The sequence below is a fragment of the Alistipes dispar genome, from assembly GCF_006542685.1.
GTDB classification, from domain to species: Bacteria; Bacteroidota; Bacteroidia; order Bacteroidales; family Rikenellaceae; genus Alistipes; species Alistipes dispar.
Window position 1 is genome coordinate 1,155,968 of sequence record NZ_AP019736.1, and the last position, 14,284, is coordinate 1,170,251.

Consider the following 14,284-nt stretch of genomic DNA (forward strand, 5'->3'; position numbering starts at 1 on the left):
ATAATTTAGGTTAATGGGGTTTCGAAGATATCCGGAATTCCGGTGACGGCCGGACCGGAATCCGGCGTGCCGACGATGCGCCTCGGCGGAAAAAGCGTGGAGGAGGAAAAGCATTTATAAAGATTCATTTCACTGGTTTTCAACATATTGATACATGAATCAAAAGCACAGGGGTTCCGGATCCGGTCGTAGTATAAAAGTAGATGTTTTTCGGATTTTTCCGGAAGGGGAAAATGATTGAACGATATGGAAATTTGACCGAACGGAATAAAAAAACGCCGAGACGATCCCTTCGAAAAGACCGTCTCGGAATATTTTTCAGCCTTATTCCGGCAAACTTCCGTCCCGGCAGACGGAAAAGCATCACCGCGTCCCGTACAGCCGGACCGGACCGAGCAGCCCGCTGTCACGCAGCGGCTCGTCGGGCGACGGCCACCGGATCACCCACGTCTTCCGCTCCCCGGGATCGCGTCCGGCATCGTAAACCAGCCGGTTGAACCACGTGCCCGTGACCTCGATCCGCAGCCGGTTTTCGCCCTCGCGGAGATACTCCGCGATCTCCGTCCGGTAGGGCGGCGCCCAGAGCGTCTGCACCTGCCGGCCGTTCACCGTCACGGCGGCGATCATCTCGACCCGTCCCAGATCGAGCGTGCAGCTCTTCAGCGGCTCGCTCAGATCGAAGGTCGTCTCGTAAACAGCCGTACCCGAGAAGGCCCTCCCCTCGTCCGGCATCCGCAACGCCCGCCAGGGCAGCAGTTCCGTCAGTTCCATCCGCCCGGGAGCGCCCCAGCCCGCAGGGAAGCGGAGCGTCCAGTCGTCCAGCTCCCTCTCAACGGTCGCGCCCGCGGCCGTCTCCGGCAACGGCAGATCGGATTCCGGGCGGAAGACGACGTAGCACGATCCCGACTGCGGGAGCTCCAGTTCCACGCGGGTCCGGCCTTCCGCCGTCTTTGCCGCGAGGCGGGTGCGACGCCCCGTCGCGGGATCCCACAGCTCGACATCGCCCGCGCAGCGGAAATCCAGCATCCCGGAGAATCCTCCGCCGCGCTGCGGACAGACGAAATACCAGTCGGCCCCTTCCGTCCGGCGGTGCGCCCACAGCACATCGCCCCGCAGGTCGGGAGCGATCCCCGCCGCGGCGAGCGCCTTCTCCACCGGCAGGCCCGAGATCACGCGTCCGCGTCCGACGCGCCGGACGCCTGCCTGCCCCCGGCCCCAGATCGTCCGCACGGCCCGGTCGAAACGCCGCTGCGCCTCCTTTCCGCCGTTGAGCGTCGCCAACCCTTCGGGGGCATCGCCGACGACGGTCGCGCCCTCGCGCAGGAAACCGAGTATCCTTTCGAGCGTCTCGGGCAGCATCCGGCAGTTGTCGGGCAACCACAGCACGCGGTATTCGATCCCCTCCGGCGTCAGCAGCCGTCCGTTCTCCACACGCAGCCGGTGCAGCAGCGCGTCGGGATTGCAGTAGTCGTACTTGTATCCCGCCAGGAAAGCGGGATTCTGGTCGGGCTTGCCGTTCAGCTCGTCGCCCAGATACCAGAGCACGTCCGACACGGGCCATCCCCGCTCCTGCATGTAGCTGCACCGGGCGAAATAGTCGTTGATTGCGCGCATGTGGCGCCACCAGGTCTGTCCGCGCAGGAAGGGCGTACCGATCCCCGGGCCGCCGAACGACGTGCCGGGCGGCAGGAAGGGCCGCTGCGGGTTGTGCGTATAGGTATGATAGACCAAATGCGTCACCCCTTCCGACAGATGGAGGTTGGCGATCTCCTTGAGCATCGTCCAGTGTTCGTCCCACGTATGGGAGAACGACGTGAAGGCCTCGGCCGCGACGCGCGGCTTGCCGTAGAGCCGGGCCGCCGAGGCGGTCGGCTTGACCGGCTTGAAGTTCAGCGACCCCACATACCCTTCGGTGAACGGCTGCCAGAACTCGCACATCGGCACGTCGGCGTACTTGAAATATTCCAGGATGTCGGCCGGGAAGACGTCCCCGGCGGCCGTCTCGTAGGTGACGGACAGCCCGTTCCCGCGGGCCAGGCGGGCCATCGTGCCGTAGAAGTTCTCCGTGAAAAGCGCCGAGATCGTCCCGCGCCAGTCGCGCAGGAAGCGGGCCGAAACCTCCGGATCGTCCACGACATAACCCAGCACGGCCGGCAGCCACCGCCGCAGCGCATAATCGTTCCGCCGGGCGAACTCGCGCTCCATCGCCGGGGTCCAGGTCTGCGTCTCGCACTCCCAACTGTCGAGCAGTATGCCGCCCAGCAGTCCGCCAGACAGCGGTCCGTCGTGCAGCCGGCCGATATACCCGGCGAACTGCGCCTCGGCCCCCGCGGGATCGAGTTTGTTGCACTCCCAGCCCGTGCCTTCGGGAGGCGCGGGCGAATTTCTCCGACCCGTATTGACATGTCCGATGCGCAGCACGGTCCAGCGCCCTGCGGGAGGCGTCCACGCCAGCCCGCCGTCGGGCCGCATCCTGTCCGTCAGGTCCTCGATACGGCCGGGGTCGATCCACGCCGCGGGGTTCTGCTTCGGACAGGCGTTCTCCCGGTCCAGATTGCGGAGGGTCCAGCCCGCCTCCGACTCCCAGCAGTTCTTCCGCGCGGCGGTATAGAATTTCAGCGACCCGAGGGTCATGTGATGGCGGTTCGAAAGCGCCACCCGGTAGCGGGTCGCGGGAAAGGCGTCGGCGCAGGCGAACGAAACCGGCGTGTTGTCCTGCGAGTTGCTCGCCGGAACCTCGGCGTGCAGCACCCGCCTCCGCGAACCGTCCGGCGCCACGGCCTCCACCGTCAGCCCGATCCCCGGCTCGTAGCAGCGGGGATGGTTGATGCTGTTCATGCTCGGCAGCTCGACGGTGCGGACCACGACCGCCTCGGGGAACGTGATCTCGAGCCGCACGGAGTCGCCCGCCGCGCAGGGCGGAAGTCGCAGCGGTTCGCGGTTCGTTCCTGCGATCACTTCGCGCCAGGGCAGGTCGTCCCCGCTCTCCACGGCCACGGGCCGGAGCCGCTCGCCCGTGTCGTCGAGCGGCGTCGGGAAGGCCAGCACCGCAATGTCGCGGTAGTCGCGCCACGCCTCGCCGTCCGACACGGGCCGCGGCAGGACGACCGGGCCTTCCCCCGCCGACAAATCCGTGCGGCTCCATGCCAGATGCCGCATGGCGTTCGACGGTTCGATCCACGGACCGCCCGAGGTCGCCCAGCCCGAACAGTTCTGCATCGTGAAGCGCAAACCCAGCCGCCGAGCTTCCCGGGCCGCATGACGCACCAGCGCGTCCCACCCCGGACTGAGCGCCGAAATCTGCGGATCGACACCCGGCCAGGGGCCGCCGAACTGGCCGTGGAAAAGTTGCACCCCGGAAATGCCCGTCCGGGCGATCGCCTCGAAATCCTCCGTGATTCCCTCGGCCGAGACATTGCCGCCAATGAGGTGGAACCACGTCTGGGGATAGTTGATCCGGGGCGGAGCGACGAACGCCGCCGCGTCCTCCGCGCCGAACGGCCGGCGCAGCGCCGCCGTATCGGGCACCGCGGCGACCTGTCCCTGCGCCGCCGGAAAGGTCAGCAGGACCAGCAGCGCCGTGCAGATCCGCCGTTTCGCATTCATGGCCGTCATCGCGTCACGTCCTTACCATACGACCGGAAATTCGGAAACGCGCAGCGTCGAGCAGCCGTAGGGAATCAGCTCGACCTCCTCCTCGGGGCACGGCGTCGTGCCGACCGAATAGGGCAGCGGCCCGGTCATCTCGTTATAAAGTCCCCAGGCAGGCATCCTTTTGGCTTTCATCCGGATCCGGACCGGAGCGTTCTCGTAGTTCCAGAAATAGCGGCTCCGGGCCTTCGCCGCATCGACCTCGACCCGGCTGTTCTCCGCCGGTTTGTCCGCCACGCGGACCGGCAGACCGTAGTTCCACGCATCGGGCGAGGTCACCTCGTAATACTCCCGGCCGAACTGCCGCACTTCGGCGTCGGGGAACCGCTTCAGCTCCCACTCCTCGCGCATGGCCAGCGCATAGACCAGCGGACCGCGCTCCACGGAGACCGAGTTTTCGTACCAGCGGCTCGTCGCGACGCGCATCGGCAGGCGCAGCACGAGGCTGTCCCCGTCGCGCCACTCCCGCTCGACGACGGCGATCGTACCGCCGCCGGGCGACTGCACCCGCTCGCCGTTCACCTCCACTTCGGCGCCTTCGCACCACCCGGGAATGCGGAGGTGGAAAGGAAAGCGCTCGCCGCCGCGGCCCGTCATCCGGACCGAGAAGCGGATCTCCTCCTCCATCGGGTAGGCGGTCTGCTCGGCGATCGTGACCGTCCGGCCGTCGCCCACGCGCAGCGTCACCTCCGAAGGCGAGTAGATCAGCGCGGCGACCCCGTTGTCGGGCGTGGCGAACCAGAGGTGCTGCGCGAATTTCGGCCATCCCTGGTGCATGTTCGAATAGCAGCAGGGGAATCCCGAGAGCGTGCCGAAGACCACGTCGGTCTGCGCGTGCACGGCATCTTCGTAGAAATTGCGCGTGTGGCGCGTCGCCATCACCTGATTAGGCTGCTGGAAATACTGCTTGTACATGAAGTCGTCGGTCACCTGCGTCGGCAGGGCGTTGAAGGCGACCCGTTCGAGGCGGTCGGCGAAAGCCACGTCGCCCGTTATGCCCATCATCTGTTCGAGCGAGAACATCATCTCGACCGCGGCGCACAGCTCCGAGCCCTGCGTCGGATCGCCGCCGTGCAGCCCCTCGTCGGCGCCGTACATCCCCTGCGGCTGGCCGTGGAGCAGCGCCAAATCCGAGAATCCCTTCTTCACGGCGTCGAGATAGCGCCGCTCGGGCCGGCGCTGATAGTAGATCACCGGCTCCTTGAAACCCTGCGCCAGATTGACGCAGTGGATGGAGTTGAAGCGTTTCAGGTCGTCCGATTCGAGGAACATCCCCGTATAGTCGTGCCCCTGCCGGTGAAGCAGATCGCCCAGTTCGAGCAGAAACCCGTCGCCCGTGAGATTGTAAAGCCAATAGACCGCCTGCAGGTTGTCGCACGCACGGTAAACGGCCCAGTGCGACCAGTGTCCCAGCGGCTTGTCGGGCAGCGTCTTCAACTGATACCGGAAATAGCGCGTCATGAAGTCGATCACCCGCCGGTCGTTCGTCGCGGAGTAGTACTGTTGCAGGATTTTCAGCACCACCATCCGCGGCCACCAGTCGGCCGAATTGTTCCGCTGGAGGCCGAATTCGCCCGGATAGTCCGTCGCCGGGCCGAAATAGCCGTCCTCGCGCTGACTTCGCAGAATCCACTCGATCCACGGCCGGACCTTCGCCTTGAGCTCCGCGTCGTCGAGCAGCCAGGCCAGCGGCAGCAGTCCGTCGATCCAGTACGGGCCGCGCTCCCACTGGTCGCCGTCGCCGCCCAGCCAGCCGTTGCGCGGCCCCATCACCTCGGGGTAGAGCTCGTCCATGCGGCCCGTGGCGCCCGAACGCTGCCGTTCGAGCATCTCCCCGAGCCACCCCTTCGCCCTGACGGCGCCCAGCGGCAGTTCGACATAGGCTTTCGGCGCCAGCGGCGCCCGGTTGTTCGGATAGTTCGGCGCGGAAGCCCCGGCCGCCGACCCCGGAACGGAGGCGGCGAAGGCGCACGCCAGCAAAATGCAGAAAGGTCTGTTCATATTTCGGAAAAATTATTTTGAGCCGTCGATTCTCACCCGCTCGAAGCATCTGATGCGCACGGGCCCGAGCAGGCCCGAAACGCGCAGGTATTTCTCGGCGTCCGCGGCGTCGTACTTCGAGACATTGCTCCGCGTGCGGCGCTCCCCGGGCGGCAGTTTGCCGTCGCCGATGAGCCGGTTGGGCCAGAGATTGACCACGTCCACCGACAGGCGGTTCGTCCCGGGCCGCACCCAGCGCGTAATGTCCGCCTCGCAGGGATCGCTCCACGACACGGGAAATTCGTGCCCGTTGAGCCGGATCACCGCCACCTCCTGCACGTTGCCCAGATCGAGCAGCACTTTCCGCCCGCGGAGCTGCTCACGGTCCATGGTGAACTCCTTTTCGTAGGTCGCCGTACCGGAGTAATAGCGGATCTGCGGATCGTCGAACTCCGTCCACGACCGCAGCGAATCGAACCGCACCGGACAGGCGGGCCCCCACGCCGGATCGAAGCGCACGGTCCACGGACCGGTCAGTTCCGTCTCGGCGGGGAGCCGCTCCGCGGCGACATGCGAAACGCCGCCGTCGGACCAGTAAAGCGTATATTCGCCCGGCTCGTACAGGTCGGCGCAGAGCGTCCCGCCGTCATCGGCGAACCCGATCGCCGGGTAACGCGGCACGACGGACTGCGACGGGAAGAGCGGCTCCGTGCGGCGGTCCGCCCGGACGATGTGGCGGACGGGCGGCACATCCTTCGGAAAGACCACGAAACAGGAGCCCTCGGGCGCGAAATGCATCGGAATGCAGGTATAGCCGTCCCGCTCGCAATAGTAGCGCACCGGTTCGATCTCGCCCGTCAGCGGATTCCAAAACTGCGGCGCACGGCCCGTCACACGGAACCGGCATTCGACCTGCTCGAAGCGGTCGTAAGGCCGGGGCACGTAGCGGTAGAAATAGTCGTCGATCCCCTGCCGGGCGAAGCGGTTCGCCACGAAATAGATCTCCTGGTCGTCGGTGGTGCGGTGGATGAAATCGAGCCGCGTGCGGGGATCGGCCCCCGTGTAGGCGAAGTCGGGCGGCGCGCCGAGCGCCGTCAGCACGTTGCCGAGCTCCTGTCCGCGAATCACCCGGCCCCGGCCGTAGCGGTTCTCGGTCCGGTTCACGCCGTCCATCCAGCCGCCCATGTCGCACCGCCACATGCGGTCGGTTATTTCTTTCAGCTCGCGGTCCCCGTCGGGGTAATGCGCCAACCCGGTGGTCCGCTTCGGAGGATCGCCCACGAGCGTCATGCCGTCGAGCACCATCCGTTCGATCCTGCGCATCACGTCGAGGTCGATCGTCTCGAGCGGCGGCAGCACCAGCACCCGGTACGACATGCCGTCGGGCAGGACGATCCGCCCGTCGCCGGCCACCGACAGCCTTTCGAGCACCACGCTCTTCGAACACTTGTCCCAGTCGTAGCCGAACGGAAAGCCGGCCTCTTCCTCCTTCAGAAACACCATGTTCGGCACGTCGTCGCCGTTGTATATCAGCACGTCGGCCACGAACAGTCCCTGCTGCAGAAGGTACGAACAACGGTCGATATAGCCCACGAAATCCCCGGCCTGCTCCCACCACGTCACGTTGCGGTTGAGGTGCGTGCCGGCGAAATACTCCACGCCGGGCCGCCCCCATTCCGCGGGCGAGGAGGTGAAGGTGTGCCACACGAGACGATTGACGCCCGAGCAGAAGACACGGTCGAGCAGCCCCTTGAGCTCCTTCGGCGAGCGCTCCCAATGGGGGCCGATGCTGGTCGGGCCTTCGGCCTCGACGAACCGGCGGCCGTTCGTGTGCGCGACACAGGCGCTCTGCCGCACGGAGAGGCGCGCCCCCTCCGAGGCGACGTGCGACGTGGCCCGCGCCCAGAACTCGCCGTGCGGAATGTCGCACGCGCCCAGGACCTCCAGCGCATCGACCGGCGTGTAGCAGGGTCCGCCCGCCTCCGGATCGGTCATCATGCCGTGGGCGTTGGCCAGTTCGCGGAAAGGTTTGTAGTGGTAGTTCAGAATACAGTCGCTCACCGTGCGGCGCACGTCCTGCAGGAAGCGGTTCGAGACCTCCGGACTCTCCACCACCCGCCCGGTCATCACGGGCAGGTAACGCCACAGGTCGTAGCCGCGGAAACGGCGGAACTCCTCCGGGAAACGCTCCGTCCAATTGACGAGACCCATCTCCCAACTGTCGGTCAGCAGGAACCTGACGCTGTTGCCGGCCTCCTTCGCCGTGCGGATCAGCGGCAGCAGCACGCTGTCGCGGTAGAGCGCGAAGGCTTCCGGGTCGAGGTGATCGAGCGAAAGGCCCTCCCAGCCATCGCTCGTCGTCGAGGTGCGCGCCCCGGTGCAGGTCCAGGCGTAGCGGATCACGGTCCACTCCCCTTCAGGAGCGTCCCATACGAGTTTCCGCCCGTCGAAACAGGAGGTGATGTCGAGAATCTCCTCCCCGCGGAGCGGCTCGGCCCCCGCATCGTGATCGAAATCCGCGCTCAGCAGCCCGAGCGGGAAAATCTCCTGAAATCCCAACCCGCTGTAAAACGCCTTCGCGGACCAGTGCGGAATGGCCGCATCCTTCATCGGGGCTCCCTCCGGCGCTTTCCGCACGGCCTGTACGCAGATGTCCCGGCAGACGTACCACGTGGGAGGCTGCGGCAGTTCGACCTCGACCCGCCCGCCGCCCCGGACGTCCGTCTCGGAGTAGGTCAGCCGCTTCAGGGCGCGCTCGGGCGTGACGAATGGACCGCCGGGATTCCATCCGCTCGTGGCATTGACGCTCAGCGTGATGCCCAGCCGGTCGGCCTCGCGGACGGCATGGCGGTACAGTCTCTTCCACCCTTCCGACAGGAATACCTCCCCGGGACCCGGTCTGGCGGTGACGGGGTTGAATCCTCCGGCGTCGATCAGCGACGCCGAACCGTACCCCTTGGCCTTCATCTCCTCCAGATCGCGCGTGATGGCCTCTTCGGTCGTGTGGCCGTTCAGCCACCACCAATAGCACGACATGCCGGCCTCGCCGGGCGGCGTGCGGAATTTGCGGGCCAGTTCGGCCGTCGGGGTATCCATGACGGGCTCCAGCCGGAAATCGGCCTGCGCCCCGGCCCGCGGAGCCGCCGCCACCGACAGCAGCAGCGTCAGCACGAGCGCCCGAATGTCGTTTTCCATAATGTCGTCTCGGATTTATCGTTTGCCATTCACAACGCCCTGCGGAGTCCCTCGCTGCGCACGACCCACCCCTTCTCCGGGAATCCGGGGGCATCGCCCGCCGGAGCGCCGTCCCAGCCTGCGGCCATCATCGCCACGGCATACAGCAGTCCGCCGTTTCCCGGGAAGTAGGGGAACGGAGCGCGGCCGCCTCCCACCAGCCCGTGCGGGTCGAAGTCGAAGGCCGGATAGTCGAGCAGGTACTCCACCGCCCGTTCGGGATCGCCCAGCCGCGCGGCGTACATGGCCAGCATCGGGAAGTCCCAGCCCCAGGTTTCGCCGAGCTTCCACTCCGCATGGACCTTCGCCAGCGTGCGCCGCATCGTCGGAATGTCCACGCCGTCGCCCGGTAACATGCCGTAGGCCCCGACGAGCGCCGGATGCTCCCAGTTGTAGCTGGTCCACATCCGCTCGATATTCTCCCACGAGACGTAAACCCCCTCTTCGACCGGAAGCGGGGAGAGCTTGCGGAGCACCTCGTCGTACTCCCTCTTTTCGGGCAGCCCCAGCCGGACGCGCCACTGCTGCGCGAGGCGCAGCCCCGTACGCCAGTAGCTCAGCTCGAACGCCGGATTGATCGTGGTCCGCGGATCGGCGTTCTCGCCCACCACCTGCAGGGGATACCCCAGCACATAGCGGTCGCGCACCGCGTCGTAATGCGCGTAGGAGGCCATGAAATCGGCTGTCCCGAACACGACGTCGCGCCACTTCTCCAATGTCTCGCGCGTCGGGCGGAGCCGGTACTCCAGCTCGGCGTAGAAGATCGGATGGGGTTGCTGCCAGATCAACAGGGCCGTGGTCTCGAGCGGCCACTCCCACCACGCGTGGTCTCCGATGGTCTTGGGCCAGCGCACGCCGGCATACCCCTGCGCCGCGGCCTTGCGGCGGAAAACGCCGAGGTTGTCCGTAAAGACGCGCATCATCTCCGAAGCCAGCTCCCAGCGGTTCCAGAGCGCATAGTGGGCGCAATGCCACCAGATCATCTCGTAGTGATACTTGCCGTACCAGCCGTTGTTCACCAGTCCGCTCTCCTGCGGAGGCAGCGAGCCGGCCTCATTGACCGCCATCACATACTGCGAAAGCACCACGCGCCGCTCCAGTTCGCGCCAGCGCGGATCGCTGCTCTCCGAGAGGTCGATCGCTCCGCCGCTCTCCCAGAAGCGCCGCCAGTGGCGGGCGCTCTCCTCCGCCGTGCGGTCGAACGAGGGCAGCGCGGCGTTGTCCACGATGCGGTCGAAACAGACGACGAACGCGATCTCGTTCCGGCCGGTCTCGGGGACGAACTCGTAGCAGTGTTCGGCGGTCCGGCGCAGCCGCACGGGGCTGTCCCAGGCGACGTGGACGTCGTAAACCGTCTCGCCGAGCGTCCGGTGGAAGCTGGCGCGGAAAGCCTCGGAACGCACGTCGGTCCGGTGCTTCCCGGGGCTGTTCCAGTCGGCGGCATCGCTGAATTCGACGTTCGTCGGAAAAGGGAAGCGGAGCGTAAGCCCCGCGGAGCCGTCGCCCACCTTCGCCGACTCGATCCGCACGGCCACGGCGTCCAGCTCGGGATGCCCCACCGTGGTCACCCGCACGGGAATCCCCTCGACCGTATATTCGCTCGTGGCGATGCCGCTCCAGAGGTCGAGCCGCTGCACGGGATCGCCCAGCTCCTCCAGCCGCACCCGCTCCCCGCCGGTCTTCGTCAGCAGCAGTCCCACTCGGCCGAGATTGATACGCTGGGGGTTACGCACCATCCAGTCGCACAACGCCTTCTGCTCGGGATTCGGAATGTCGTAACGCACCATGCGCCCCTGCGTCTCCCAGACGGCGCCCCGGAACTCCTCGGGGGTCTGCCCCTCGGGCAGCGGGAAACGATACCATCCCCAGTTCGACATCGTGTTCGCATTGTCGGAGAAGGTCTGCAACCCGCTGATATCGAATCCGAAGGCGAACTCGCCGTTGCCGACCTGCGTCGGACCGGGCAGGTTGCGGTCCCGGATCTCGGGATTGTGCCGCGTGACGACCGCCCGGCGGTCGATTCCCCGCGCAGCGGCGGGCTGCCACGACAAGAGCAGACAAAGGGCGAGAAGGCACATCGCGGCCGCGGTACGGCGCGAGCGGAAGGGAAGGATGCGGTTCTTCATAGCGTTTTTCGGGTTGCGGCACGGATCGCCGGGTTCGGACGGATACGCCTCCGCCGGACGGAATCACGGCCCGGCGGGGTTTCCATCATACAAAATTATTCGATATTTTCCGAATTTCGGTTCCAGAATTTGATTTTCGGACTGTAAATTTTGATTCCGGCGGAACGGCCACTCCGTCCACGGGGCGAGCTCCCGCACGCCGGAACGGGCAGCGAAGACGGAGCCGGACCGCAGCGGCGGCACTACCGGAGCTCGAACTCGTAGGTCCCCGAGCCCACCGAGTAACGTATCTTCCCGTCACCGGAGGAGGGAATCGGCGCAATCGACGGAATGTCCCGCAGGCGGACGCCGTTCACGCGGGGATTCCGTCCGACCGCCCCGGCAGGCAGAATCAGCTCGGCCACGGTATTCGCCGGGACGCGGATCGTCAGCATACCCCCGCCGTCACGCCGTTTCCATGCCGAGACGATCTCCCCGTAGAGCGACCGGCATCCGACGCTGACCTCCGCGAGCCCCGAATCCAGCCCCGGCTCGATGACGAACTCCCGGAAGCCCGGCTTCGCCTCGTCGGGACGGATTCCGCCGAGGTACTTGTAAAGCCAGAAACCGATATAAGCGCCGTAGGGATGATGGCCGCTTCCGGGTCCGTTCTGGTTGATGGATTCGGACATCGTGCTCCGCTCGCTCTGCACCATGTGGAGCCACCCGGGGCTTTCCGGCCGGGTCAGCATCCGGTAGGCCACGTCGAAGCGGCCGCTGCGGGGCAGGTAGTCCATCGTGAAATTGCCACCGATGAATCCGGCGCTGATATGCCCGTTCCGCAGGTCGATCGCATCGAGCAGCCGCTGCCCGACCTTCGCCTTCAGCGTGTCGGGCACGAGCCCGAGAGCCAGCGGCAGCGCCTGCGCCGTCTGCGAATTCTCCGCATAGATGCCGGTCCGGGGATCGAGGAACTCCCGGTTGAACCGCTCCCGGATCCGTTCGGCGAGCGCCCCGTAATGCTCCGACAGCCGCCGGTCGTAGCCGAGGATTTCGGCGTATTCGGCCAGACGGCGGCTCATCCAGTAATAGCCCGCGGTCGAGGTCTGCGCCACGGGCGTCAGGTTCGACGCCTGGCTGGTGGTGTCGGGATTCAGGTCGAGCCAGTCGCCCAGCGACCATGTAACGATATGGTCGCGGGCCGTCGAGGTCAGGAAGTCCACATAGGCCTTGAGCGCGGGGAAGGCGTACTCCAGCACCCCGACGTCTCCGGTGTGAAGATAGAGCTTGTCGGTCAGCAGGAAGATCGAACCGCCCCACCACGGATCGTCCCAGTAGTCCAGACTGCCGTCCTCGTGGACATAGCCCCACCCGGCCGACGGCACGGTGGAGGGGATGTGCCCCGACGGGGCCTGGGCGTCCCGGAAGTCCCTCAGCGCCTTCTTATAGGCGTTCAGCGCATCGAAATTGTAGAGGTAGGACTCCATGACCACCGCCGCGTCGAGCGTCCAGCCCATCTTCTCCCGCGTGGGTTCCTCGCCGGGAATGCCGTGGATGGAGTTCAATAGCGTCCGCCGAACCGCCGCGTTCAGCTCGTTCAGCTTCGGCATGGAGCAATGGAACGTCCCGGCCGACGGCAGGTCCGTATGAACGCATTTGGCCGTGAAATCCTCCGGAGACGGCTCGTAGGTCAGCCCCCGCACCTGCATGTAGCGGAATCCGTGATAGGTAAAACGGGGTTCGAACGTCTCCATGCCCTCCCCGCCGAGAATCAGCAGTCCGGTCTGATAGCGCCCGCGGGTGTGCCACGTGCTGTTCTGCGTATCCAGCGAGCCGTCGGCCTTCAGCACCTCGTTGAACTGCAATTCGACGGTCTGTCCCCGCTCGCCCCGCACCCGCGCCTCGACCCAGCCGGTGAGGTTCTCGCCGAAATCCACCAGATAGACCCCGGGAGAGGTCTGCACGACCCGTTCCGCCGGCAACTCCCCGGTCACGCGCATCGGCGGCATCGGGTCCGCCGTCAGACGGCCCAACGGAGCGGGAACCCGGCAGACCGGCCGCCACAGGCTGTCGCGGAATCCGACCTCGTTCCAGCCGTGCACGGTCCGGGTGTGGTCGATCGTCTCGCCCGACCGGACGCTGTTGTAAACGATCTCGCCGTGGCCCCACCGCCACGTGCGGTCGGTGGCGATCACCTCGCGCGCACCCGATTCGTACTCGACGACGATATTCAGCCTCACCTTCGGCGGCGTGCGCCAGTTCACGTCGTGCATGCCGAAGACATCCCGCGTCGGCGAGCTGTACCAGCCGTTGCCCAGCACGATGCCCACGGCATTGCTCCCCGCCGCCAGCCGGTCCGTAACGTCGTAGGCCGCATACACCACCCGCTTGTCGTAATCGGTGAACAGCGGGTCCAAGACCCGGTCGCCGACCTTGCGGCCGTTGATATAGAGTTCGTAATAGCCCAGTCCGCAGATGAACGCCGTCGCCCTGCGGACCGGCGAGGGCAGCTCCACCTGCCGGCGCATATATACGGCGGCACTGTCCTCCATGAACCAGTTCTCCCGCTCGGTCCGCCGGTTCGACTTGTACCTGCGGTGCGGCAGCACCTCGGCGAAACGGGAGGACACCCACTCCCCCTTCCAGTCGAACTCGTCGAACAGCCCGGTCCGCCACGATGCCACCGGACTCCAGTCCGATTCGGCGCCGTCCGTGTCCCACACCTTCACCTTCCAATAGTAATCGCAGCAGGGCAGCAGCGGAACGCCCCCGAATTTCACATGCTGGCTCCGCCCCTCCCGCACGACGCCGGAGTCCCATACATCGCCGCGGTCCGCCTCCAACAGCTTTCGGTCCGAAGCGACCAGCACCCGGTAGGCTCCCTGCAAATACCCGGGTCTTCCGGTGTCGATCCGCCAGCCCAGCGACGGACGCCGGTCCCCCATGCCGAGCGGCTCCTCCGCGTAATTGCAGGTCAGCCCCAGCGGGCGGGCATCGCGGGCGGCGGCCGCTCCGGCCGCAACCGCCGCAAGGAGAAATGCCAAGGATAAAAATCCGTTTTTCAGGTAATTCATAACACCGGTGTTTTTTTCAAGGGTGAACGCCTCCCGCCCCGGATTGCGGAACGGCAGGCCTCCGGGGTCCGAAGCCCCGCCACGATTCCACCGGCCTCGTTCCGCCCCGCTTCCGGGCGCATTCTCCGGGTTCCGTCCGGAATCCCGGCCGACGGTCCTTCGCCGAACCGGACGTTCCTCCGCCAAAAGGCCGGCAGAGCGTGTCTCACGGCAAAAATACAACGGCACGCCCTGCCGGCC

Annotated in this window: 6 protein-coding genes; all 6 read right to left on the reverse strand. The window is 66.2% G+C overall.

Annotated elements, in window-relative coordinates; genetic code table 11:
* Positions 1 to 5 precede the first annotated feature (5 nt).
* Positions 6 to 146 (reverse strand): hypothetical protein, encoded by a 141-nt coding sequence (locus tag FME97_RS12395; RefSeq protein WP_162502054.1) that lies wholly within the window; start codon positions 144 to 146, stop codon positions 6 to 8.
* A 217-nt stretch (positions 147 to 363) separates the two neighbouring features.
* A complete protein-coding gene (locus tag FME97_RS05090) occupies positions 364 to 3,606 on the reverse strand; it encodes a glycosyl hydrolase (RefSeq protein ID WP_232522938.1) in 3,243 nt (1,080 codons plus the stop codon).
* Between the two features lie 21 nt (positions 3,607 to 3,627).
* Positions 3,628 to 5,652: a beta-L-arabinofuranosidase domain-containing protein gene (locus tag FME97_RS05095; RefSeq protein WP_141428179.1), complete on the reverse strand. Its 2,025-nt coding sequence runs from the start codon at positions 5,650 to 5,652 to the stop codon at positions 3,628 to 3,630.
* 12 nt (positions 5,653 to 5,664) lie between these two features.
* Entirely contained in the window at positions 5,665 to 8,826 is a 3,162-nt protein-coding gene (locus FME97_RS05100; RefSeq protein ID WP_141428180.1) for a glycosyl hydrolase, read from the reverse strand.
* A 29-nt stretch (positions 8,827 to 8,855) separates the two neighbouring features.
* Positions 8,856 to 10,991: a glycoside hydrolase family 95 protein gene (locus FME97_RS05105; protein WP_179954826.1), complete on the reverse strand. Its 2,136-nt coding sequence runs from the start codon at positions 10,989 to 10,991 to the stop codon at positions 8,856 to 8,858.
* Positions 10,992 to 11,233: 242 nt separating this feature from the next.
* A complete protein-coding gene (locus FME97_RS05110; protein WP_162502055.1) occupies positions 11,234 to 14,014 on the reverse strand; it encodes a family 78 glycoside hydrolase catalytic domain in 2,781 nt (926 codons plus the stop codon).
* Positions 14,015 to 14,284 lie beyond the last annotated feature (270 nt).